Origin of the sequence: Phocaeicola plebeius (genome assembly GCF_003437535.1) — a bacterium.
Lineage (GTDB): Bacteria > Bacteroidota > Bacteroidia > Bacteroidales > Bacteroidaceae > Phocaeicola > Phocaeicola plebeius_A.
Genome location: NZ_QSQT01000025.1, coordinates 33,737 through 57,427, shown reverse-complemented (window position 1 = coordinate 57,427; position 23,691 = coordinate 33,737). Strand labels below are relative to the sequence as shown.

The 23,691-nt window shown below is 43.6% G+C and carries 19 protein-coding genes; 5 read left to right on the top strand and 14 right to left on the bottom strand.

What is annotated here, in order from left to right; genetic code table 11:
- Positions 1–79: 79 nt before the first annotated feature.
- The 3 genes from DXD04_RS12690 to DXD04_RS12680 all read right to left on the bottom strand — a co-directional run bounded on the left by DXD04_RS12690 (position 80) and on the right by DXD04_RS12680 (position 6,212).
- A complete protein-coding gene (locus DXD04_RS12690; protein WP_117673637.1) occupies positions 80–4,231 on the bottom strand; it encodes a hybrid sensor histidine kinase/response regulator transcription factor in 4,152 nt (1,383 codons plus the stop codon).
- Between the two features lie 12 nt (positions 4,232–4,243).
- On the bottom strand, positions 4,244–5,416 hold the full coding sequence (araJ, locus tag DXD04_RS12685; RefSeq protein ID WP_117673636.1) for an MFS transporter AraJ: 1,173 nt from the start codon (positions 5,414–5,416) through the stop codon (positions 4,244–4,246).
- Between the two features lie 88 nt (positions 5,417–5,504).
- Entirely contained in the window at positions 5,505–6,212 is a 708-nt protein-coding gene (locus DXD04_RS12680; RefSeq protein WP_117673635.1) for a M48 family metallopeptidase, read from the bottom strand.
- A gap of 109 nt (positions 6,213–6,321) precedes the next feature.
- Here DXD04_RS12680 and DXD04_RS12675 point away from each other — a divergent pair, with 109 nt between their 5' ends.
- Positions 6,322–6,498 (top strand): DUF4250 domain-containing protein, encoded by a 177-nt coding sequence (locus tag DXD04_RS12675; RefSeq protein ID WP_007564324.1) that lies wholly within the window; start codon positions 6,322–6,324, stop codon positions 6,496–6,498.
- Between the two features lie 79 nt (positions 6,499–6,577).
- Here DXD04_RS12675 and DXD04_RS12670 read toward each other — a convergent pair whose 3' ends face one another.
- A complete protein-coding gene (locus DXD04_RS12670; protein ID WP_117673634.1) occupies positions 6,578–7,585 on the bottom strand; it encodes a class II fructose-bisphosphate aldolase in 1,008 nt (335 codons plus the stop codon).
- 346 nt (positions 7,586–7,931) lie between these two features.
- On the opposite strand from DXD04_RS12670, the gene DXD04_RS12665 reads away from it, so the two are divergent.
- The 3 genes from DXD04_RS12665 (at position 7,932) to DXD04_RS12650 (ending at position 12,538) form a co-directional block, all read left to right on the top strand.
- Positions 7,932–8,186 (top strand): type B 50S ribosomal protein L31, encoded by a 255-nt coding sequence (locus tag DXD04_RS12665; protein WP_007564320.1) that lies wholly within the window; start codon positions 7,932–7,934, stop codon positions 8,184–8,186.
- A gap of 324 nt (positions 8,187–8,510) precedes the next feature.
- Positions 8,511–10,940: a glycosyl hydrolase family 95 catalytic domain-containing protein gene (locus tag DXD04_RS12655; protein WP_117673632.1), complete on the top strand. Its 2,430-nt coding sequence runs from the start codon at positions 8,511–8,513 to the stop codon at positions 10,938–10,940.
- Positions 10,937–12,538, top strand: a complete 1,602-nt coding sequence (locus DXD04_RS12650; protein WP_117673631.1) for a glycoside hydrolase family 43 protein — start codon at positions 10,937–10,939, stop codon at positions 12,536–12,538. Before DXD04_RS12655 ends, DXD04_RS12650 begins: the two co-directional genes overlap by 4 nt.
- Positions 12,539–12,614: 76 nt before the next feature.
- Here the strand turns inward: DXD04_RS12650 and efp are convergent, their stop codons facing one another.
- On the bottom strand, positions 12,615–13,181 hold the full coding sequence (gene efp, locus DXD04_RS12645) for an elongation factor P (RefSeq protein WP_007564316.1): 567 nt from the start codon (positions 13,179–13,181) through the stop codon (positions 12,615–12,617).
- Positions 13,182–13,371: 190 nt separating this feature from the next.
- Between efp and rpmH the strand changes: the two genes are divergently transcribed.
- Positions 13,372–13,533 carry a 50S ribosomal protein L34 gene (gene rpmH / locus DXD04_RS12640; protein WP_007564314.1) on the top strand — a complete coding sequence of 54 codons (162 nt, stop codon included), beginning with the start codon at positions 13,372–13,374 and terminating at the stop codon, positions 13,531–13,533.
- Positions 13,534–13,728: 195 nt separating this feature from the next.
- On the opposite strand, the gene gpmI is transcribed toward rpmH, so the two are convergent.
- From gpmI to purB, 9 genes are all read right to left on the bottom strand, one after another.
- Entirely contained in the window at positions 13,729–15,243 is a 1,515-nt protein-coding gene (gpmI, locus tag DXD04_RS12635) for a 2,3-bisphosphoglycerate-independent phosphoglycerate mutase (protein ID WP_117673630.1), read from the bottom strand.
- 188 nt (positions 15,244–15,431) lie between these two features.
- Entirely contained in the window at positions 15,432–16,424 is a 993-nt protein-coding gene (gene tsf, locus DXD04_RS12630; protein ID WP_007564307.1) for a translation elongation factor Ts, read from the bottom strand.
- Between the two features lie 121 nt (positions 16,425–16,545).
- Positions 16,546–17,385: a 30S ribosomal protein S2 gene (gene rpsB / locus DXD04_RS12625; protein ID WP_007564305.1), complete on the bottom strand. Its 840-nt coding sequence runs from the start codon at positions 17,383–17,385 to the stop codon at positions 16,546–16,548.
- Between the two features lie 209 nt (positions 17,386–17,594).
- Entirely contained in the window at positions 17,595–17,981 is a 387-nt protein-coding gene (gene rpsI / locus DXD04_RS12620; RefSeq protein WP_007564303.1) for a 30S ribosomal protein S9, read from the bottom strand.
- Positions 17,982–17,987: 6 nt separating this feature from the next.
- The gene (gene rplM / locus DXD04_RS12615; protein WP_117673629.1) at positions 17,988–18,449 is read right to left on the bottom strand and encodes a 50S ribosomal protein L13; all 462 of its coding nucleotides are present in this window, start codon (positions 18,447–18,449) and stop codon (positions 17,988–17,990) included.
- Positions 18,450–18,733: 284 nt separating this feature from the next.
- Positions 18,734–19,225, bottom strand: a complete 492-nt coding sequence (locus DXD04_RS12610; protein WP_117673628.1) for a DUF4488 domain-containing protein — start codon at positions 19,223–19,225, stop codon at positions 18,734–18,736.
- A 147-nt stretch (positions 19,226–19,372) separates the two neighbouring features.
- A complete protein-coding gene (gene asnS, locus DXD04_RS12605; RefSeq protein WP_117673627.1) occupies positions 19,373–20,776 on the bottom strand; it encodes an asparagine--tRNA ligase in 1,404 nt (467 codons plus the stop codon).
- 83 nt (positions 20,777–20,859) lie between these two features.
- Positions 20,860–22,167: a pseudouridine synthase gene (locus tag DXD04_RS12600; RefSeq protein ID WP_117673626.1), complete on the bottom strand. Its 1,308-nt coding sequence runs from the start codon at positions 22,165–22,167 to the stop codon at positions 20,860–20,862.
- A gap of 65 nt (positions 22,168–22,232) precedes the next feature.
- Positions 22,233–23,579 (bottom strand): adenylosuccinate lyase, encoded by a 1,347-nt coding sequence (gene purB / locus DXD04_RS12595; protein WP_117673640.1) that lies wholly within the window; start codon positions 23,577–23,579, stop codon positions 22,233–22,235.
- Positions 23,580–23,691: the final 112 nt, after the last annotated feature.

The window sequence follows — 23,691 nt, the reverse complement described above, 5'->3', positions numbered from 1 at the left end:
TCTTTCTATTACGGGATAATGTTTAACTTGTCCAACTTTTTGGGGTCACTTCAGTTTGAGATGGCCTCTCTTTTTTGCCCTACGAATGCCCCACAGAACTTGGCAAGCAGCCAAAACGTTGCTTAAAACATTTTGTGAAATACTTTGGGTCATTGAAACCTACTGCATAAGCAACTTCAGACACATTGGTATCTCCTTTTTTCTGTTTCAGCAACTGATAGCCCATATCCAACCTAAAGTTCTTCATAAACTGTCCGATAGGAATTCCTGCCAGATTCTGCATCTTCTGGTTAACCAATGTCTTACTATATCCCATGTCACGAATAAAAGCATCCAGCCCATATTCAGACTCTGCATAGTGCTCTTTCATCAAGGCGATAGCCCGATCCATAAAGGCCTTATCTCTGGACTCTTCTATCAATCCAAGATCACTCACATCTGTCAATGCCAGAGCAGCAGGTTTTGAAAGTTTCTCCTGATAACCACGACGCAAAGCCAGAATGTTACGAATACGATATTTAAGAACTTCTGCATCAAAAGGTTTACACAAATATTCATCAACCCCTACTGAATAGCAGATTTTCTCATTCTCCTCCGAGCACACTGCCGTAAGAATTAGAAAAGGAATGTGACTGGTCTCTAAATTTGCCTTTACTCTTTTCGATAGTTCCAGCCCATCCATTTCAGGCATAAGCAAATCACTAATAATCAAGTCTACATGCTCATTTTTTATTATGTCTATAGCTTTTTTCCCATTTTCTGCCTCTAAAAGCTTATATTCTTGTTTCAGTAAAGAACAGATATAACGGCGCATATCAGAGTTGTCATCCACTATCAGTAGGGTTTCATGTGCCGATGAAGCTGGTTTCACCAATGACATGTTTTCTTCATCCAAATGCCTTTCTACAACAGTTTCATGCTCCTTTACCGGCATGTCTTTCATCGGTAGCAATATTCTAAAAGAGGTACCTCCAGAATGGTTGTTCCGAGCAGATATCACTCCCCCATGAAGCGTGATAATCCGCTTACAAATATTCAGTCCTATACCTGTGCCCGTCTGTCCGAAAACAGGATAAGCCACAGTGTTCTGTGCTTGAAAAAAACTATCAAAAATTTTAGGTAAATCTTTTTCCGGAATTCCACATCCAGTATCCGATACCGACAGATAAAGCTGCACCTTTCTCTCATAATCTACTACTCTGGCCACATAAAGGCTTATAACACCCCCATCAGGCGTAAATTTCACAGCATTAGCCAATAGATTTGTCAGCACACGATGAAGATATTTAGGGTCAGCATTTACAGAAAGTCCCTGAAGACGATAATACGTGCGTAATACAATATGACGTTCTTTCACAAAGGAGACAAAAGGTGCCAATAAGTCTTCAACCATAGAAATCAAGTTAAATGGCCGGATGTTCAATTGCACCTTTTCCATATCAAGTTTACGGAAATCCATTAATTCATTCACCAATGACAATAAATCTTCTACATTACGTTCGGCTATGTGAAGCTGCTCCTTTACCTCCTTATCTGAAGTCAGTGCCAATGCCTGCTGAATAGGTCCGTGAATCAATGTAACCGGTGTACGGAACTCATGGGTAATATGCGTAAAAAAACGTATTTTTTCTTCTGCAACTTCCTCTACATGATGAGCCATTACTTCCAGACTACGGTTCTGTATTTCCAGTTCGTGTGTGCGCTGGGCTACTAATTGTTTCAATAATACCTGACGATGTTTTAACTGCCGTACTTTATAACGATAAAAGGCTACGGACAAACATCCTGCAACAAGCAAAAGTAACGACCAGAACCACCACGACTTATAATAATAAGGACGTACCTGAATATTTATATCCAATATGTCATCTTGCCATCTTCCCTCCTGATCTGTAGCTTGTATTTCCAATTGGAATTGTCCTCCCGGAAGTGAAGGCAAAGCAATCACCGGATTATCTGCAGGAAGTTCCACCCATTCCTCTCCATTCTGTTTTTCTCTGTAACGAATCCGAACCGCCTCGTTGTATCCATACTCCAAAGTGGTCAAAGCAAGTTCCAGTTTATTCCCTTCCCCCAAATCAGACAGCCTTTTCGAAGTCTCATAAGTCCAGTTTTCACCATTCACACGGCAAGAAGAAATAACAACTGTACGTTCCTTGACCGATTTTGGTATTTTCTTCAAAATCACTTCACACAATCCATGATCTTTCCCGCAATACAAGCGTTTATAACGTGATGAGAAATGCAATGTATGTGAATCATAATCTTTGTCCAAAATACCATCAGACTTTCCGTATAAGACAAAAGTATCACTATCTACCAGCAAACGGAATAATCCATTCTCTGTAGCAATCCATAAATTACCTGTTCCATCTTCGGATAAGCCATAAACCGTATTTTCATAAAAGCCTTCTTCTTTTCCATAATGCTTAAACTGAAAACGGTTTGCTTTATCCGATATTAAATGATAAAGTCCTGTGGCTTTTCCTCCTAACCAGATTTCGCCACGACGATCTTGAAAAACCACATTGACTCGCTCTACCTGCGTAGATTTCTCATCATTCAACTTATAGCGTAAATAAATATAATTAAAATGCCGACGCGAACGGGCGAAAGAAAACAGATCAACAATAAATACCCCCTCAGAAGTACCCACCCACAATCGTCCTTTCCGATCTACACACAAAGAACCTACTGATTCGAACTCACTCACACTGGAATCAAAATCCACCCGGCTAAATAGCTCCTGCTTTTTATCATAAAACAATAATCCATGTGTCGTTCCAAACCAAATACCCCTGTTGACAGAATCTTCCACCGCACTCATAATAAAATCATCCTCCAGCCCTGGCACTTCTCCATTGGAATGCTGACGAAAGACAGAATGAGGTTTATTCAAATCCAGCTCACTAATTCCAGCCCCCCAAGTATAAACCCACAGATGATTATCACTGTCTATCAATATGCCATTCACATTATTGGAAAGAATAGATGTCGAGCTATGAGGGGTGAAAGCGTAATGCTGCACTGCTTCCGTTTCTGGGTTCATCTGATAAAGTCCTCCCTCAATCGTACCAATCCACAAATTTCCCTTTTTATCTTCCGTCACAGCACTGATTTGCGGTGTGCGCCCTGCCGAAAGTTTCCAGGGAATATCCCCTAATCTGGCAACCTCTAACCTGCGCGACAAGTACAACAGATTGACTCCTCCATCCTGTGTACCGGCCCAGATGTCCTGCCCGTCGGTAAACAGACAGACTATGATATTGGAATTCAATCCTCGTTCTTCGGAATCTTCCACCCGACGGATAAAAGAAAATGTATCGGATTCACGGTCATATACATTCAGACCGTTGAAAGTGGAAACCACCAGACTGCCGTCGGAAGTCAGCTTCATGTCCGTGATATAAGCCTGACTGAGCATCCCTTCCCGATGCGAAGAGTAACGGTAACGCTTCATCGTCTTGGTTTGCCGGTAATAGCGGAAAAGTCCACGATTACTGCCTATCCACAAGAAATCGCCGTCGGCTTGCAGACAAGAGATACGCCAGTCATCACTAAAAGGTACAATGGCATCCGAAAGCTGCTGTTTACGCAACTTATTTCCTCCTTCTTTCACAATCCGGTAAATACAGTTACCTACTCCGGCACAAAGTCCTCCTTCAATCTCCGCAATGGCCGATACACTCTCATCGGCTTCAGCTTGCATCCGATAAAAAGCCGTCACGACTCCTGAAGAGTCCAGTTCCAGACACCACAGCATCTTGTCGGTTACTACCCATATATTTCCATCGGTAGTCTGTACCACCGAACGGACAAACGAATTAAACAAAGATGATAATTCCGATACTGCTCCTAAATCAGACGCGGGCAAAGAAAGACCTGTCTGTAGGTCAATCAGGTCAAGTCCGGCATCCGAACCTACCCAGAGCCTTTTCTGGCGATCCTCGCACAATGTGTAGACATAGTTTCCTTTCAAGCGGTAAAGAGGTTCCTTCACCCCATAACTCAGGAAACGATAGCCGTCGTAACGCGCCAGCCCGTCCTGAGTGGCCACCCAGATATATCCGAATGAATCTTTCATTACGGCAGTCACCGAGTTATTAGGCAACCCGGCTTCCTCCGTTATATGACAGAAATTATAATTTGAGAAGAAATATTTCTTCGCTTCCAGGCGTAGCGTATTCCCCCCAAATAAAATAATACATAAAGTCAACAAAAGTAGTCTCATAGCATATTTATGTTACAATCGTATCGGTTCATTTATAAAATGCCTGCGTTCTCTCCGGATATACCAGGTAACGCAGACCCATCCTAAAGCCACCACAAAGACTCCTACCAGTGCCGGATAGCGATAACCTAATCCTGCATCAATCGGAAGTCCTCCGGCATATGCTCCTACCGCATTTCCCAAATTGAAAGCAATCTGCACACAAGCCGCTCCCATCATTTCGCTTCTTCTGGAGTTCTGCAGCAACAACAATTGCTGAGGAGGAGACACCGCAAACAAGGCTGCCGCACAAATAAACATCAGCAATACGGAAAGCCAAGGTACTCCTGCAAACAGAAACGTGCCCAGCAAAGCTAGCATCATAAATACCTGCGTAAACTGAATCACCGGTGCCAGTCCGTACAAATCGCCACATCGTCCTCCTACCAGGTTACCGATAGTCATCCCCAATCCGGCCAGCATCATAATCCATGTCAGACTTTCCGGTTGGAAACCCGCTTCATGCAGCATCTGCGGAGTGACGTAGCTGAACCAGCAAAATACTCCCCCGTTGCCAAACATCGTGGTCAGGATAATCAGCCACGGAGCTAACTTGCGCAAAAAGCGGAACTGTCCTTTCCAGCCCACATCCGGCAAGGCGGGTAAAACAGGTATCCATTTCCAGACGAGGAAGAATACCAGCATTCCCCAGCATCCATTGAACAGGAAGGGGAACCGCCAGGAGAACAGATTGCTCAACAATGTACCCAAGGGCACTCCAAACAAATTGGCAATGGTCATACCGGCAATCATCAGGGCTACAGCTTGCGAGGTTTTCCCTTTATCGGCCACCCTCTCGGCTACAATAGAACCGACTCCGAAAAATGCTCCGTGAGGCAGTCCCGACACAAACCGCATAAGCAGCAATGTCCAATATTCCGGAGCAAGCGCCGCACACAAATTACCAATCACATAAATGGCAGCAAGTCCTAACAATATCTGTTTCAACGGACGCGTACGAGCCACAAACACCGTCAAGGGTGCTCCCACACAAACTCCTATGGCATACGCCGAAATAAAATGTCCGGCTTCCGGTATGCTGATACTCAAATCACGAGCCACATTGGGCAGTATTCCCATCATCACAAACTCAGCAATACCTAACCCGAGTGTACCGGAGGCAAGTGCCAGTAAACTTTTTTTCATGCAAACAATCTTTTTTACCTGTTACCTATCTTCTACGGTACAAAATTACATCAAAAAGTGTACATTATACACATGTTTGAAATTCTTTTTAAAAAGATGGCCGGAACCTCCGAAGTTCTCCCCGCAAACGTAAGGCCTGCCCTGCCGTCATGCTGTCAAGCAGTTCCCAAAAACGAGGGCCATGGTTCATTTCACGTGTGTGAGCCAGCTCATGCAAAATAACATAATCAATCAGGTGAGAGGGAACTAACATCAGGTAACAGGACAAACTGATGGTTTTAGCTGAAGTACAACTTCCCCATCGTGAACGGGCAGCGGTAATCCGTACTTTTCGGTAAGTCAACCCGAAGCGTTCTGCCCACACACTCAGCAAGGGTGGCAGAAACTCAGCCGCCACTTTTTTCATGGCACGCAAAATAGCCCCACGCACCAGTTTCTGAACCGCTTCATCCGAAAAGTCGGTATGTTCCGGACAGAACACGGTCACCTCACCCGAAGGCATCTGCCGCACCGTGAAACATTTCAGGTGACTGGAAGACAATGACAAACGAAAACAGTCGGCCTCAATCCGAAAACTGAAATCGATTGGCCGTACCGCCACCTGCCGAAAGCGTTCCCGTAAATCGGCACGAAACTGCTCCAGGGTAGAAAGCACTTTGTCCGTCTTGCTGTAAGGCGGCACCGTGAGATACAGGCCGTCGGGCTTGACACGCATCGTAATGTTTCTTGCTCCCCGGCGTGTGGCAATCACAATACGGTGGAAATCTTTATCTTCTATAATTCGTTTAGTTGACATAACGGGACAAAGATAACAAATAAATTATCAATTAAATAGGATTAATGAAGCAATAAAAGTCGTAACTTTGCACCCCGAAAAAAGAATACATCGAAAATTATTTATCAATATGGAATTACCTAAAGACCCGATGATGCTTTTCAGCTTCATCAACATGAAGTTAAGAGACTATTATCCTTCGCTCGATGCCCTTTGTGCAGACATGAACGTGAGCAAGGAAGATATTCTGAACCGTTTGAAAGAAGCAGGATTTGAATATAACCCTTCTCAGAACAAATTCTGGTAAGAACTCAAAAAAAGGCTGCCTTCCGAAAGGAAAGCAGCCTTCATTCATTTTATTCAGGTGTAATAAGTATCAAGCGCAATTAGCACTGAGCCAACTTGTTGTCAGAACCCAATACGTTGATGATTTTGTGCTTGTAAAGTTTTTCCATGTTGTCACGAGCCGGACCCAGGTATTTACGCGGGTCGAATTCAGCCGGTTTTTCAGCGAACACCTTACGGATGGCAGCTGTCATGGCCAGACGAGAGTCTGAGTCGATGTTAATCTTGCAAACTGCAGACTTGGCAGCCTTGCGCAACTGGTCTTCAGGAATACCGATAGCAGCTTCCAGCTTGCCACCGAACTTGTTGATAGTATCCACTTCTTCCTGAGGAACTGAAGAAGAACCGTGAAGAACGATAGGGAATCCCGGCAGTTTTTCCATTACAGCATCCAGTACGGCAAATTCCAATGGAGGAGGAACCAGACGGCCTGTAGCCGGATCAACGTGGCACTGTTCGGGTTTGAACTTGTAAGCACCGTGAGAAGTACCGATTGAGATAGCCAGTGAATCGCAGCCTGTACGGGTAGCGAAGTCGATTACTTCTTCAGGGTTAGTATAAGTGTGGTGTTCTGCAGAAACTTCATCTTCCACACCAGCCAGCACACCCAGTTCACCTTCTACAGTTACATCGAACTGATGAGCGTAGTCAACCACTTTCTTGGTCAAAGCTACGTTTTCTTCGTATGGCAAGTGAGAACCGTCGATCATTACTGAAGAGAATCCCATGTCGATGCAAGATTTGCACAATTCGAATGAATCTCCGTGGTCAAGGTGAAGCACGATTTCAGGATGTGCGCAACCCAATTCTTTTGCATATTCTACAGCACCTTCTGCCATGTAACGCAACAAAGTCTGGTTAGCATAGTTACGAGCACCTTTAGATACCTGCAAGATAACCGGAGATTTTGTTTCTACAGCAGCCTTCACGATGGCCTGCAGCTGTTCCATATTGTTGAAGTTGAAAGCAGGGATAGCATATCCACCTTTGATTGCTCTGGCAAACATATCTCTTGTGTTCACCAAGCCTAACTCTTTGTAATTAACCATTTTTGTAAGTTTTATAATTGTTAGTAATTAATTCCATCTGCAAAAGTAACAATATAAAAAGAATTAGCAATATACTAAATCGGAGATTTTCTGTCTTTTCTTGAGGCAAATCAATTTTAAGCGGAATATTTACCATAACATGCGGCAAGGATGCAAAGTAGATATGACAAAAACTGATTTACCTATTATATAAAAGCCTTTGAGTGACAGAATATTTTTTTCGGGTATTTCTTTTTAGTTTCAAAGAAATAGCGTATCTTTGCAACCCGAAATAGACCATTACACACTTTACCAGTGTTACCACATATTTATTTGTCAATAATAACAATAAAAAGTATATACTAAAATGAAAAAAGGCATTCATCCTGAAAACTACCGTCCGGTAGTATTTAAAGACATGTCAAACGGCGACATGTTCCTGTCTCGTTCAACTTGTGCTACTAAAGACACAATTGAATTCGAAGGAGAAACTTATCCGTTGGTTAAGCTGGAAATCTCTAGCTCATCTCACCCGTTCTACACTGGTAAGTCTAAGCTGGTGGATACTGCAGGACGTGTGGACAAGTTCATGAGCCGTTATGCAAACCACAAGAAAAAATAATTGATTATTTTTCTGGAAAGAATAAAAAGAAGCCTTTTCATCGCGATGATGGAAAGGCTTTTTTTATGGGGTTTCGGAAGAAATTAAAAACTCTCCACAAAACTCTTTTGCGTTCCGTTCAAAACGCCAAAGAGTTTAAGACAAAACGCCTTTACGTTTTAATGCAAACGTCCTTGCGTTTCATCTCAAATGTACTTGCGTTTGAGATAAAACGCAAGGGCGTTTTTTCATCGGCATTTTTCACCTTACTTTTCATGCTTGAACTTTGCCCATATAAAGATTTCTTGATAACTTGCAACTGATTTCTTTATTCACACATAGACTATGAAAAGTAACTTTGCAAGAAGGTGGAAAGGTGCCATGATTACAGCTTATATCCTTTCCTTACCGACCTCTTATCTTACAGCACAAGAAAACTTAGTGCTGCACTACAACCGTCCTGCTGAATTCTTTGAAGAAGCTCTCGTCATCGGAAACGGTACGATGGGAGCTATTCTTTACGGAGGCACCGACAAAGACGTACTCTATCTGAACGACATCACCCTATGGACCGGAGAACCCGACCGGAAAGTCACAACTCCCGATGCCTACAAGGCTATTCCGGAAATCCGTGCCTTGCTCGACAAGGAAGATTACCGGGGAGCCGACCGTGCCCAACGAAAGGTTCAAGGACACTACAGCGAAAACTATCAGCCGCTGGGCCAACTTTCCATCACTTATTCTGCCGAACCGGCTAAGATAAGCCACTATCAACGGACACTGGACATCAGCCGGGCCATGGCACGAACCGCCTACCAGAGAAACGGTGCAGATTTTGCCTGTGATTATTTTGCTTCAGCCCCCGACTCAGTGATTGTACTGCGCCTGCAGACGGAAAGCGCACAAGGGCTGCAAGCCACTCTTTCATTCAACTCGCTCCTGCCTCATGCCACTACGGCCAACGGCAATGAGATTTCAGCCGAAGGATATGCTGCCTATCACTCCTATCCCGTATATTTTGACGGAGTAAACAACAAGCATTTGTATGATCCGGAACGGGGAACGCATTTCCGCACACTGATTCGGGTCATAGCTCCTCAGAGTGAGGTCAAAAGCTTTCCATCGGGCGAGCTGAAGGTGAAAGGCGGAAAAGAAGCCTTGATTCTGATAGCCAACGTCACCAGCTTCAACGGCTTCGACAAGGACCCCATGAAAGAAGGACGCGACTACCGGAACCTGGTAACACGACGCATGGAACGGGCAGCACAGAAAACGTTCGAGGAATTGGAGAATGCACACGTGACAGACTACAAGTCTTTCTTCGACCGCGTGGGACTTTGCCTAGGTAAGACAGACCAGGCCATTGCAGCCCTGCCTACCGACGAACAGCTATTGCAATATACAGACAAGTCACAAAGGAATCCGGAACTGGAAGCATTGTATTTTCAATATGGCCGCTACCTGCTCATTTCCAGTTCACGTACACCGGGAGTACCCGCCAACCTGCAAGGTCTGTGGAACGAACGCCTGCTCCCGCCCTGGAGCTGCAACTATACCAGCAACATCAACCTGGAGGAGAACTACTGGGCAGCTGAAACGGCCAATCTGAGTGAAATGCACCGCCCACTGATGGACTTCATCGCCAACCTGCAACACACGGGAGAAGAGAGTGCCAAGGCTTATTACGGCGTACAGAAAGTATGGTGTCTGGGACAGAATACGGACATCTGGGCCATGACCTGTCCGGTAGGATTGAACGTGGGTGACCCGTCGTGGGCATGCTGGACCATGGGAGGCGCCTGGCTGTCTACTCATATCTGGGAACGCTACACCTTCACGCAGGACAAGGAATTTCTACAGCAATATTATCCGGTATTGAAAGGTGCAGCCGAATTCTGCCTGAACTGGCTGATAGAAAAAGACGGCAAGCTGATTACTTCACCGGGTACATCGCCCGAAAACAAGTTCCTGACTCCCGACGGCTACGCAGGAGCTACTTCCTACGGCTGTACTTCCGACCTGGCTATGACACGTGAATGCCTGATAGATGCGGCCAAGGCTGCCGAAGCATTAGGTACAGACAAAACCTTCCGGAAGCAGATAGAGAAGACGCTTCCCCGCCTGCTGCCTTACCAGGTTGGCAAGAAAGGTAACCTACAGGAATGGTTCCACGACTGGGAAGACCAGGAACCGCAACACCGTCATCAGTCGCATCTGTTCGGTTTGTATCCGGGACATCATCTGTCTGTAAAAGAAACTCCGGAACTGGCAAAGGCCTGTGCCTGTACGCTGGAAATCAAAGGCGACAATACTACGGGCTGGAGCACCGGCTGGCGTGTCAACCTTTATGCACGCCTGCAAGACAGCAAAAATGCGTACCACATTTACCGTCGCCTGCTGCGTTATGTCAGTCCGGACGGATACAAAGGAAAGGATGCACGACGCGGAGGAGGTACCTACCCCAACCTGCTCGATGCACACTCGCCTTTCCAGATTGACGGTAACTTTGGCGGTTGCGCCGGCGTCATTGAAATGCTGATGCAATCTTCCGAGAACAGTATCACTCTGCTTCCGGCTCTTCCGGAGGAATGGAAGGACGGCAGCGTGAAAGGTATCTGTGCCCGTGGAGGATTCATCGTCGACATGGAATGGAAAGACAATAAAGTCACATCCTTGTACATCCAGTCACGCAAAGGCGGAAAGACGAAAGTCTGCTTCAACGGAAAGGTAAAAAACATTACATTAAAAGGAGGAAAAGGAATTAAACTTTTATGATACAACGGATTTTATATGTCGGCCTGATAACCGGTTTTTGTATTCTAGGTGACGTTACTGCTCAAAACACCTCTAATGAATCCAATCCCGTATGGGGAAACTGGGAAAAATGGGGAGAACAAAATGATGGCACCTATCGCAATCCCATCATTCCGGCTGATTACAGTGACATAGACTGCATTCAGGTAGGAGACGATTACTATGCCATTTCTTCTACTTTCCAATTTTCTCCAGGTATGACCCTGCTACACTCCAAAGACCTCGTAAACTGGGAGTTCTGTGGGAATATTATCAGTGACCTGACACAAATAGGAACCAAATTGAACTGGGACCAGATGGACCGCTATGCACGGGGAGTATGGGCGGGTACCTTGCGTCACCATAATGGACGCTTTTACCTGTTCTTCGGCACACCGGATGAAGGATACTTTATGACTTCCTCTTCCAAACCCGAAGGACCTTGGGAACCACTTACCCCTCTCTTGCTGGAAGCAGGCTGGGATGACTGCACGGCCATCTGGGATGAAGACGGGAAAGCTTGTTTCGTAGGGACTCATTTCGCGGACGGATACAAGACTTATCTCTTCCCCATGGCAAAAGACGGAAAAAGTATCAACAGAAAATCGGCCAAGCTTATTCATTCAGGAAACGGAAGGGAAGCCAATAAACTGATAAAAGTTGGAGAATGGTATTATCTGGTTTTCAGTGAGCACAAACCGGGAACAGGACGATACGTGATGGCAAGGCGCTCCAAAAAGCTATTTGGACCTTATAAAGAAGAAAAACAGCTTGCACTAGCCAGCAGAGAAGCCATGGAGCCCAATCAGGGAGGCATCATACAAGGAAAAGACGGGAAATGGTATTTTCTGACTCATCACGGTACAGGCGACTGGAGCGGGCGAATTGTCAGTCTGCTCCCCGTTATATGGATAGACGGCTGGCCGCTCATCGGAAAAGTTCTGCCACAGCAAATCGGCACCATGCAATGGGAAGCTCCCATGCCAGCCTTCTCATCACCGAAACTGACACTTTTAAGAAGTGATGACTTTGACAGCGAAATACTAGGTCCACAATGGCAATGGAACTACCAGCCTCGAAAAGATTTCTTTTCTCTGACAGAACGTCCCGGATGGATGCGTCTGAAAGCTTTCCGCCCGATAGAAAGTAATCAACTCCTAAAAGCGGGAAACACGCTTACACAGCGTACATTCCGGAAACAAGATAACGAAGTGATTGTGAAAATGGACATTTCACAGATGGCCGACGGACAAAGAAATGGAATTTGCCACTTTTCCTCTCATCATTCGGCTCTTGGTGTGGTAAAAGAAGGAACGCAGTATTTTATCGAGTATCGGAATAATGGCCACATCCTAAAAGGAAACGAAATTTCTACTTCGTTTGTCTGGTTCAAAACTTGTTGGGGAATGGATGGGAAATCACAATATTATTACAGCCTGGACGGAGATAATTTCATTCAGTTTGGAGAACCGTATCAAATGGTATGGGGAAACTATCGGGGAGACCGCATCGGCATCTATTGCTTCAACGACAAAAGTGAATCTGGATATGTAGATATAGACTACTTACATTATCGATAAACGACAAAAAGAAAGCCGCACCGGAATCATCCAGTACGGCTTTCTTTTTTTATCTGAAATTCAGTGTCTGTCAGCATTAAGCTTTTACACGACCTACGTAAGAACCGTCGCGAGTATCTACTTCGATAGTTTCATCCTGGTTGATGAACAACGGAACACGTACTGTAGCTCCAGTTTCTACAGTAGCAGGCTTAGTAGCGTTAGTAGCAGTATCACCTTTCAGACCCGGTTCAGTGTAAGTAACCTTCAGCTGAACTTTTACCGGCAATTCTGCGAACAAGATAGTTTCAGTAGAAGCATCAGAAACAACTTCTACAATCATTTCTTCTTTCAGGAAGTCTACACCTTCAATCAGGTCATGAGCGATAGGCACCTGTTCGAAAGTTTCCTGGTTCATGAAAATATAATCATCACCTTCTTTGTACAAGAACTGATAAGGACGACGTTCTACACGTACATCTTCCAGTTTTTCACCGATGTTGAAACGACGTTCCAATACATATCCGTCTACCACATCTTTCAGTTTTGTACGCATGAAAGTGTTTCCTTTACCCGGTTTTACATGCAGGAAGTCAATGCAGAAATACAATTTGCCATCCATACGGATAGCGGTTCCGATTTTAATGTCTTGAGCATTAATCATAACTTAAATCCTTTATTATTATGTAATAGTTTGATTTATTCTCTGAATACGGTTGCAAAATTAATCTAAATCGCGAAAAAACGCAAAAAGATTTGTCTAAAAATGATTTAGCACTTTGATTATTAAAAAAAAGTCACTAATTTTGCAGCCCGAACGCATGGAATAATAACATAAAATAGTATATACGAAAATGAAAAGAACATTCCAACCCTCTAACAGAAAGAGAAGAAACAAACACGGTTTCCGTGAAAGAATGGCTACCGCAAACGGTCGCCGAGTATTGGCAGCACGTCGCGCTAAAGGCCGCAAAAAATTAACTGTATCTGATGAATACAACGGAGTAAAAGCATAATAAACTCTGTTTTGACAGAAAGCCGCAAAGTAATTCCTTTTATTTACTTTGCGGCTTTTTATTTTGTCCAAGACTGCATTACCAGCGTTCCTACTATCTGAAGTATCATTGTACTGGCATAACGCATAAAAAAACCGGAGTCCATTATCTTCCGATAACGAACCCCGGCTCTATATTCTAAATCACTGTGGATTCTTATTTAATCAGGTCGCGACCTGTCATTTCAGACGGCTGTGCCATACCCAAAATGTGCAGGATAGAAGGAGCAACATCGGCCAATACACCATTTTCTACTTTGGCGTCTTTGTTTTCAGTTACATATACAAACGGAACCGGATTCAAAGAGTGAGCTGTGTTCGGTGTACCGTCTTCATTCAATGCATGATCTGCATTTCCGTGGTCAGCAATGATGATGACTTCATAACCGTTAGCCTTAGCAGCTTCTACTGTATCTTTCACACAATTGTCGATAGCTACTACAGCCTTTTCAATTGCTTCATAGATACCTGTATGACCTACCATGTCACCGTTTGCATAGTTCACTACGATGAAGTCATATTTCTGTGTACCGATAGCTTCTACCAGTTTATCTTTTACTTCGTATGCGCTCATTTCCGGCTTCAAGTCGTAAGTAGCTACCTTCGGTGAAGGAACCAGGATACGGTCTTCGTTGTCATACGGAGTTTCACGTCCACCGTTGAAGAAGAAGGTTACATGGGCATATTTTTCAGTTTCTGCGATGTGCAGCTGAGTCTTGCCATTGCTTGCAAGGTATTCGCCCAATGTATTCTGTACGTTTTCCTTGTCGAACAAGATATGTACACCTTTGAATGAAGCATCATACGGAGTCATACAGTAGTACTGCAATCCCGGGATGGTCTTCATGCCTTCTTCCGGCATATCCTGCTGAGTCAATACGATAGTCAATTCTTTTGCACGGTCGTTACGGTAGTTGAAGAAGATAACTACATCACCTTCCTTGATAGTACCGTCGAAGTTTGCAGTAGAAATCGGTTTGATGAATTCGTCTGTTACACCTTCATCGTATGATTCCTGCATAGCCTGTACCATGTCGGTAGCTTTCTTACCTATACCATTTACCAGCAAATCGTATGCTTCTTTCACACGTGCCCAACGTTTGTCACGGTCCATTGCATAGAAACGTCCTACGATAGAAGCAATCTTTCCAGCTGATTTTTCGCAATGAGCAGTCAGCTGTTCAATGAATCCCTTACCGCTCTTCGGGTCTGTATCACGACCGTCCATGAAGCAGTGGATGAAAGTATTTTCCAGTCCGTATTCCTTTGCAATGTCACACAATTTGAACAAGTGTTCCAAAGAAGAGTGTACACCACCATTGGAAGTCAATCCCATGAAGTGGATGTTTTTTCCATGTTCTTTTGCGTATGAGAAAGCAGCTACTACTTCCTTGTTCTGCATAATGCTGTTGTCGGCACATGCACGGTTAATCTTCACCAAATCCTGATATACGATACGGCCTGCACCGATGTTCAAGTGACCTACTTCCGAGTTACCCATCTGGCCGTCAGGCAAACCTACATTTTCACCGCTGGCCTGCAGCTGTGAATGAGGATAGTTAGCCAACAGACTGTCCCAGTAAGGAGTCGGAGTATTGAAGATTACATCATCTTTTTGACGGTCGCCACAACCCCAACCGTCCAGAATCATTAAAAGCGCTTTCTTTGCCATAATCTATTTTGTTTAAAAGTTAGAATTCCATTCTATGTTTTCCGACAGCAAAAATACAAAATAATCCTGCTTGGAAGATTACTTTTCCTGATAATAATCAATAAAAAACGGCTACTTGAACCAAGTAACCGTAAAACAAATCGGGCGTACCAAAAGGCACGCCCGAAAGAATATTGCATCCTAATAAATTATTCAGCACGCAAAGTGAAACGTTTGAAGTCTGCAACAGCCAGTTCCGGATCAGCAGCTTTCAATACATCAGCAACAGTCTTCTTCGGATCCATGATGCTTTCCTGTTTCAGCAAGCAAACTTCTTTCAAGAATTTACCCAGACGGCCTTTTGCGATATTTTCAATCATAGCCTCAGGCAAGTTAGCAGCTTTTTCTGCAGCTACTTTTTCCTTGATTTCTTTAGCTTTAGCTACATCTTCAGCAGTAATCCATCCCTTAGCCATGTTGCTTTCCATGTGCTCTTCGCTATCTACGTGAGAAGGATTGATACCAGCTTTCTTCAAAGCAGCTTCAACAGCTTTCTGTACCTGTTCAGCCTTAGTCTTTTCAATAGCTACATTGATTTCTTCCTGTTTTACAGATTCAGGAACACCAGCTTCATCAATTGCAATCGGGTTCATGGCAGCAATCTGCATACAGATTTCATGAGCTACCTGAGCATCGCATTCTTTGTTGAATGCAACGATTGTACAAAGCTGATTCTTATTCATGTGGTTGTAAACAGCAGTGCAAGCACCTGATACGAAATTGAAACCATCCAATTCAGTCTTTTCACCAGTGATACCACTACGTTCTACAATTGCATCAGCAATAGTACCGTTACCCATAGGCAAAGCCTTGATTTCATCCAAAGTCTGGCACTTATTAGCGATAGCAGCATCCAGGATAGCCTGAGTCAATGCTACGAAATCTGCGTTCTTTGCAACGAAGTCAGTTTCACACTTCAAAGCAATCATTGCAGCGTAGTCACCAGTTGATTTTGCCAACACGCAACCTTCTGAAGTTTCACGGTCAGAACGTTTTGCAGCTACAGCCTGTCCTTTTTTACGGATAATTTCCATTGCTTTGTCGAAATCGCCTTCTGATTCTGCCAAAGCGTTCTTACAGTCCATCATACCAGCTCCAGTCATTTTACGAAGCTTGGTGATATCAGCCATACTTACAGCCATAATAATATCTTTTATTTTGAGTTAGTAATGTTCTTAAAAACAAAGTTGAGAATTGAGAATTGAGAATTGAGAATACAGTTTTCCCAATTTTCAATTTTCAATTCTCAACTTACTTTATTGATTAAGCTTCTTCTTCATCCTTGCTCATGAACGCAGCAGCCTTAGATGCGTTGATTGCATCTTCTTCAGCTTTATCCATGCGAGCTTTGGTAGCTTTTTTCTTAGCAGCTTTCGGTGCATTTTCACCAGCAGCTTCCATATCTACCTTTTCAGCTTTTCTTTCTTCCAAGCCTTCTGCCATTGCAGCGCAGCAAGCATCCAAGATAACTTCTACTGATTTAGTAGCGTCATCGTTTGCCGGAATTACGAAATCGATGTTTGAAGGATCTGAGTTAGTATCTACGATAGCAAATACAGGAATACCCAGACGGTTAGCTTCACGAACTGCGATGTTTTCTTTCAATACGTCTACTACGAACAATGCAGACGGCAGACGAGTCAAATCAGCGATAGAACCCAAGTTCTTTTCCAACTTAGCACGCTGACGAGAAATCTGAAGAACTTCTCTCTTTGACAAGTTTGAGTAAGTACCATCGTTTGTCAATTTGTCGATAGTAGCCATTTTCTTCACAGCCTTACGGATTGTCGGGAAGTTAGTCAACATACCACCCGGCCAACGTTCGATTACGTACGGCATATTTACAGAAGCAGCTTTCTCAGCTACAACTTGTTTAGCTTGTTTCTTAGTAGCAACGAACAGGATTTTCTTTCCTGATTTTGCGATTTGTTTCAAAGCTTCAGCAGCTTCTTCAACTTTAGCAACAGTTTTGTTCAAATCGATGATATGAATACCGTTGCGTTCCATGAAAATATAAGGAGCCATTGCAGGGTTCCACTTTCTTTTAAGGTGTCCGAAGTGGCAACCAGCCTCCAATAATGTATCAAAATTTACTCTTGACATTGTTTTTAATTTTAATCGTTTACTTTCTTTTTTGTTTATTGAACCAACTGCCCGGTAGTCTTTCCGACAAGAGCTTGCAGGAAGAATCCTGACAGTTTAGATACTAAACGCTTCTTTAGGTGACGAGGTATCAGTTGACGAGGCAACAAGGACAGACCCACCGAGTGAACCACCTTGCTAACTTGTCCCTTATCCAACTTGTCCCCTCGTTAACGTTTACTGAACTGGAATCTACGACGTGCTTTCGGACGTCCCGGTTTCTTACGTTCAACAGAACGAGAATCGCGAGTCATGAAACCTTCAGAACGAAGAGCCTTCTTATCTTCCGGATTGATTTTAACCAGTGCACGAGCGATAGCCAGACGCAAAGCCTGAGACTGACCAGTGAAACCACCACCGCACAAGTTAACTTTGATATCATATTTTTCAGCCACTTCCAATTTGTTCAACGGCTGTTTAACTACATACTGAAGAATAGTTGATGGAAAGTACTGTGCAAGGTCTCTCTTGTTAATAGTAATCTTTCCTGTACCTTCGCTTACGAAAACGCGAGCTACTGCGCTTTTACGTCTGCCTAATGCATTTACTACTTCCATTCTTTATTATTTAAGTGAATTAATATCAATTACTTTCGGGGTCTGGGCTTCGTGTTTGTGTTCACTTCCTTCGTAAACATACAAGTTACCCAGCAACTTAGCTCCCAGACGATTCTTAGGAAGCATACCTTTTACTACTCTTTTCATCAATTTTTCAGCGCCATTCGGTTTCGCCAACAGACGAGCCGGAGTAATCTCACGCTGGCCACCAGGATAGCCGGTATAGCTCAGGTAAACCTTGTCGGTCATTTTCTTACCTGTAAATTTCACTTTGTCTGCATTGATGATAATTACGTTATCACCGCAGTCTACGTGAGGGGTGAAGTTAGGTTTGTACTTACCTCTCAACAACTTTGCAACTTTCGCACCGAGACGGCCTACAACCTGATCGGTAGCATCCACAACAACCCATTCTTTAGTTGCTGTTTCCTTGTTTGCAGAAATGGTCTTGTAACTTAAAGTATCCACTCTTAAATCTTTTTTAAAATGTTAACTACTAAAAAACAAATTCCTACCTCCCTATTCTTCCCGGACAAAGAAGGATAAAGCACTCAGAATTAAAAATTTATCACTAGTTGATAATAATCGGCTTGCAAAGGTACGGTTTTTCTTTTAACCGACAAAAATTTTAAGCTTTTTTTCGCGGGATAACCGATTGATTATGAATCACACTTTAATGCCATAAAACAAGGAAAGGCCGTTACGGACATCCTGTCGCAACGGCCTTTTCCCGGTTTATTATCTCATTTCCGTCAACGTAACTCATCGCCCGGATAAACCGGTGACATCTCTACTTTCTTCCAGATTTCATGACACCAGGAATCAATCTTATTCCCGTTGGCATCGCTCTCCAGGAAATACTTCACATACATCAACGTACCGTTTTCTTTCAAATCAAAGTGCATTTCATTTTTCTTTCCATTCAATTGAGGAAGATGCACATTTTTCTCCACACATTCCGTATATACTCCTTCACTATTCATCTCATAAGTTCCATATCCCAAAATAACGGCTCCCGTCTGCATCATCAACAAATTGATAAAGCGTCCGTCGTCAGAAAGAATCTTCAAGGAATTACTTGTCTTAAGTTCACCCGGTATATCCGGAGAATTAGAACGATAGAAACACATCTGCCAAACTCCCTGCAAATTGACGGGAGTCTTCTCCTGCACAGCCTGGGCCATCGAATTGCCGACAGCTAAGAGCATTAGAAATGCTACCAGAAAAAAATAACGTATTTTCATAACTAAAAGTATTAGAATTACCTATCAGGTACCTACAAAATTATAAAATAATTTGAGAATCACGCATTTTATGTACATTTTTCTATCGCAAACACACAAAAAAAGTCACCCCGCATGGAATGACTTTTTCCTGTATACAATTCTCTTTTAGAATTCAGCATTACGCGGTGTACGCGGGAACGGTATCACGTCGCGGATATTGGCCATGCCCGTTACAAACAACAGCAGACGTTCAAAGCCTAATCCGAAGCCGGAATGCGGACATGAACCATATTTACGAGTATCCAGATACCACCACATATCCTTCATCGGAATATTCAGTTCCTGAATACGAGTCAACAGTTTGTCGTAATCTGCTTCACGCTCTGACCCACCAATAATTTCACCAATTTTCGGGAACAACACGTCCATGGCACGAACCGTCTTTCCGTCTTCATTCTGCTTCATATAGAAAGCCTTGATTTCTTTCGGATAATCCGTCAAGATAACCGGGCGCTTGAAATGTTCCTCCACCAGGAAACGTTCGTGTTCTGAAGCCAAATCCACGCCCCAGTAAACCGGGAATTCAAACTTATGTCCATTAGCTACTGCTTCTTCCAGAATCTTGATACCTTCTGTATAAGGCAGACGTACAAATGATTCCTTCAATACCCCCTGCAGACGTTCAATCAAGCCCTTATCAAACATATCGTTCAAGAACTTCACATCGTCATAACAGTTGTCCAATGCCCACTGTACACAGTATTTGATGAATTCTTCTGCCAAATCCATGTTGTCATTGATGTCATTGAAAGCTACTTCCGGTTCAATCATCCAGAACTCAGCCAAATGACGCGGTGTATTTGAATTTTCCGCACGGAATGTCGGTCCGAATGTATAAATTGCTCCCAAAGCAGTAGCAGCCAATTCACCTTCCAACTGTCCGGAAACTGTCAGACTTGCCTGCTTTCCGAAGAAGTCATTATCATAAATAATAGAACCGTTTTCATCTTTCTTCAAATCATAGAGGTTCATGGTAGTAACCTGGAACATCTGTCCGGCACCTTCACAGTCTGATGCTGTAATCAGAGGAGTGTGGAAATAGAAGAAACCTCTTTCATGGAAGAACTTATGAATCGCAATAGCCATGTTATGACGGATACGGAACACTGCACCAAACGTATTCGTACGAGGACGCAAGTGAGCAATCTCACGCAAGAACTCCATTGAATGTCCTTTTTTCTGCAATGGATAAGTATTGTCACAAGTACCCAATACTTCAATCTCACGTGCCTGAATTTCTGCTGCCTGTCCGGAGCCTACCGATTTTACCAGTTCTCCATTCACGCTCAGACATGCACCCGTTGTAATCAACTTCAGCAACTCTTCATCAAAATTAGCTAAGTCGACTACAATCTGCACATTATTTATAGTAGAACCATCATTCAATGCAATAAAGTTTACCTGTTTGCTACCACGGCGAGTACGCACCCAACCTTTCACATTGACCATCGCGCCAAAATCTTCACGCTTCAGCAGGTCAACAATTTTTGTTCTACGAATTGTTTCCATTTTGATTCTATGTTTTATCAATTAATCTAAAAACACAGGGATGCTCCGTTTCCGTGTATCCCTGTGTTCTGCTATATTTATCATTATTCAAAAGATCCCATACGAAGCATGGCCACTTCCTGTTCTGTGAGGTAACGCCAGTCACCGCGACGCAATCCCTTCTTGGTCAATCCCGCAAAGTACACACGGTCCAGCTTAATCACACGATAGCCCAGCGATTCGAAAATACGACGTACGATACGGTTCTTTCCAGAGTGAATTTCAATACCCACCTGCGACTTGTCTGTATCCGACGCGTAGCTGATAGCATCAGCATGGATTTCACCATCATCCAGTGTAATACCCTGTACAATCTGATCCAAGTCTGCCTTTGTCACATTCTTGTCGCAGTATACATGATAAATTTTCTTCTTCAAGAACTTAGGATGAGTCAGTTTCGATGCCAAGTCACCGTCATTTGTCAACAGCAGTACACCTGTGGTATTACGGTCCAGACGTCCTACCGGATAGATACGCTCCTTGCAAGCACCTTTCACGAAATCCATCACCGTCTTACGTTCCTGCGGGTCATCCGAAGTCGTTACGCAATCTTTCGGTTTATTAAGCAGTACATATACCTTACGCTCAATATTTACCGGCTGATCGTGGAACTTCACCTCATCCGAACGCTTCACCTTTGTACCCAGTTCCGTTACGATTTCACCATTTACAGATACTACTCCTGCAGTGATAAACTCATCCGCTTCACGACGAGAGCAGATACCTGCATTCGCAAGGAACTTGTTCAAACGAATCGGCTCATCCGGATCAGTCAGCAGTTCTTTGTACTCGATCTGCTTCTTCATACTATATTTTGCATTCGGGTTGTAGTCGGCAGTACGCGGACGGTAACCTCCCTGTGGACGACCATATCCACCCTGCTGTCCGCCATTGTTGTTAAAACGAGGACGATACGGACGCTGTTCTCCACCCTGTTGTGCATTATTAAAGCGCGGGCGATATGAACGCTGTTCTCCTCCTTCCTGGTTGTTGTTGAAACGAGGAGTGTATGCACGCTGCGGACGTCCACCATTATTGTTGTTAAAACGAGGATTGTAAGAAGAACGCTGCTCTCCTCCTTCATTATTGTAGGAGCGGTTTCCGTATGAACGCTGCGGGCGATTACCGTAACCACCTCTCTGCGGACGGTCCTCTCCATTATTAAAGCGAGGATTATAAGAAGAACGATAACCTTCTCCCCCTTCTCTATTGTTGTTATACGGACGGCGACCGTAGCTGTTGCTTTTCTCGCCTCTACCATATTTGTTATATCCTTCTCTGTTGTAAGACTTGTAACCATCGCGGCCAGACTGGCTGTTTTCGCCATCTTGTCTGAATTCTTTTTCTGCCATAATTTTTTTGTTTAATGCTAATATTAATACTCAACACCCTCTCGGGCGATATTTATTTTTTAAAGTTAGACTCCAGTATAGTTGTGCGGAGTAATCGCACGCAATTCCTTTTTAATATCCTCGCTGACGTTCAGTGTTTCAATAAAATCTTTGATTGAAGCTTCTGTAATAGCCTGGTTCGTACGAGTCAGCGCTTTCAACGCTTCATACGGATGTGGATAAGCTTCACGGCGCAAAATCGTCTGAATAGCTTCAGCCACTACGCTCCAGCAATTATCGAGATCTTCATAGATTTTATGTTCATTCAACAGCAATTTTCCAAGACCTTTCAGTGAGCTCTGGATGGCAATCACCGTATGTCCGAAAGGAACACCGATATTACGCAACACTGTAGAGTCCGTCAAGTCACGCTGCAAACGAGAGACCGGCAATTTGGAAGAAAGATGCTCCAATATTGCATTGGCCATTCCCAGGTTACCTTCTGCATTCTCAAAGTCAATCGGGTTCACCTTATGCGGCATGGCACTTGAGCCGACCTCACCCGCTTTGATTTTCTGCTTGAAATACTCCATGGAAATATACTGCCAGAAGTCACGGTTCATGTCAATCATGATGGTATTGATACGCTTCATTGCATCGAAGATGGCACCCAGTCCGTCGTAATTTGAAATCTGTGTAGTATATTCTTCACGTTCCAAACCTAATTTTTCAGCAACGAACTTATTACCGAAAGCCTTCCAGTCAAAATCCGGATAAGCCACGTGATGTGCATTGTAATTTCCGGTTGCTCCACCAAATTTCGCAGTCAACGGACAAGCCTTCAATACAGCCAGCTGACGGTTCAGACGATAAGCAAAAACCATGATTTCCTTGCCCAGACGAGTAGGAGAAGCAGGCTGCCCGTGAGTCTTTGCCAGCATCGGAATATTTTTCCATTCTTCTGCGTAGGCAGTCAACTGGTCAATCAGTTTCTGAATCTGCGGATAATAGACTTCTTCCAACGCATCCTTGATAGACAAAGGAACTGAAGTGTTATTGATATCCTGTGAAGTCAGTCCGAAGTGAATGAACTCTTTATAAGGTTCCAGTCCACCCAGTTTATCAAACTGTTCCTTGATGAAATACTCAACAGCTTTCACATCGTGATTTGTCACACTTTCAATTTCCTTGATACGTGCAGCATCTCCTTCAGAGAAATTACGGTAGATATCACGAAGAGACTCAAAACGAGTCATATCAAATGACGCCAGCTGCGGCAAAGGCAATTCACACAAAGTGATGAAATATTCAATTTCCACCCGCACACGATACTTCATGAGCGCATATTCTGAAAAATAAGCAGCCAAAGTTCCTGCTTTGCTTCTGTAGCGACCGTCAATCGGTGATACAGCCGTGAGTAAATCAAGTTCCATCATTATCGTAAAGTTTTTTTGGTATCTAAATTCTAAAGTTTCATTTGAATTCGCGAAATTAATGCTTTTTCCTGAGTTATCAGGGCATAGTCCTTAAACTTTAGTATTTATT

Coding starts and splice junctions, on each gene's coding strand:
- DXD04_RS12690 (WP_117673637.1), bottom strand. CDS start 4,231: ATGAGACTACTTTTGTTGACTTTATGTATTATTTTATTTGGGGGGAAT.
- araJ (WP_117673636.1), bottom strand. CDS start 5,416: ATGAAAAAAAGTTTACTGGCACTTGCCTCCGGTACACTCGGGTTAGGT.
- DXD04_RS12680 (WP_117673635.1), bottom strand. CDS start 6,212: ATGTCAACTAAACGAATTATAGAAGATAAAGATTTCCACCGTATTGTG.
- DXD04_RS12675 (WP_007564324.1), top strand. CDS start 6,322: ATGGAATTACCTAAAGACCCGATGATGCTTTTCAGCTTCATCAACATG.
- DXD04_RS12670 (WP_117673634.1), bottom strand. CDS start 7,585: ATGGTTAATTACAAAGAGTTAGGCTTGGTGAACACAAGAGATATGTTT.
- DXD04_RS12665 (WP_007564320.1), top strand. CDS start 7,932: ATGAAAAAAGGCATTCATCCTGAAAACTACCGTCCGGTAGTATTTAAA.
- DXD04_RS12655 (WP_117673632.1), top strand. CDS start 8,511: ATGAAAAGTAACTTTGCAAGAAGGTGGAAAGGTGCCATGATTACAGCT.
- DXD04_RS12650 (WP_117673631.1), top strand. CDS start 10,937: ATGATACAACGGATTTTATATGTCGGCCTGATAACCGGTTTTTGTATT.
- efp (WP_007564316.1), bottom strand. CDS start 13,181: ATGATTAATGCTCAAGACATTAAAATCGGAACCGCTATCCGTATGGAT.
- rpmH (WP_007564314.1), top strand. CDS start 13,372: ATGAAAAGAACATTCCAACCCTCTAACAGAAAGAGAAGAAACAAACAC.
- gpmI (WP_117673630.1), bottom strand. CDS start 15,243: ATGGCAAAGAAAGCGCTTTTAATGATTCTGGACGGTTGGGGTTGTGGC.
- tsf (WP_007564307.1), bottom strand. CDS start 16,424: ATGGCTGTAAGTATGGCTGATATCACCAAGCTTCGTAAAATGACTGGA.
- rpsB (WP_007564305.1), bottom strand. CDS start 17,385: ATGTCAAGAGTAAATTTTGATACATTATTGGAGGCTGGTTGCCACTTC.
- rpsI (WP_007564303.1), bottom strand. CDS start 17,981: ATGGAAGTAGTAAATGCATTAGGCAGACGTAAAAGCGCAGTAGCTCGC.
- DXD04_RS12610 (WP_117673628.1), bottom strand. CDS start 19,225: ATGAAAATACGTTATTTTTTTCTGGTAGCATTTCTAATGCTCTTAGCT.
- asnS (WP_117673627.1), bottom strand. CDS start 20,776: ATGGAAACAATTCGTAGAACAAAAATTGTTGACCTGCTGAAGCGTGAA.
- DXD04_RS12600 (WP_117673626.1), bottom strand. CDS start 22,167: ATGGCAGAAAAAGAATTCAGACAAGATGGCGAAAACAGCCAGTCTGGC.
- purB (WP_117673640.1), bottom strand. CDS start 23,579: ATGGAACTTGATTTACTCACGGCTGTATCACCGATTGACGGTCGCTAC.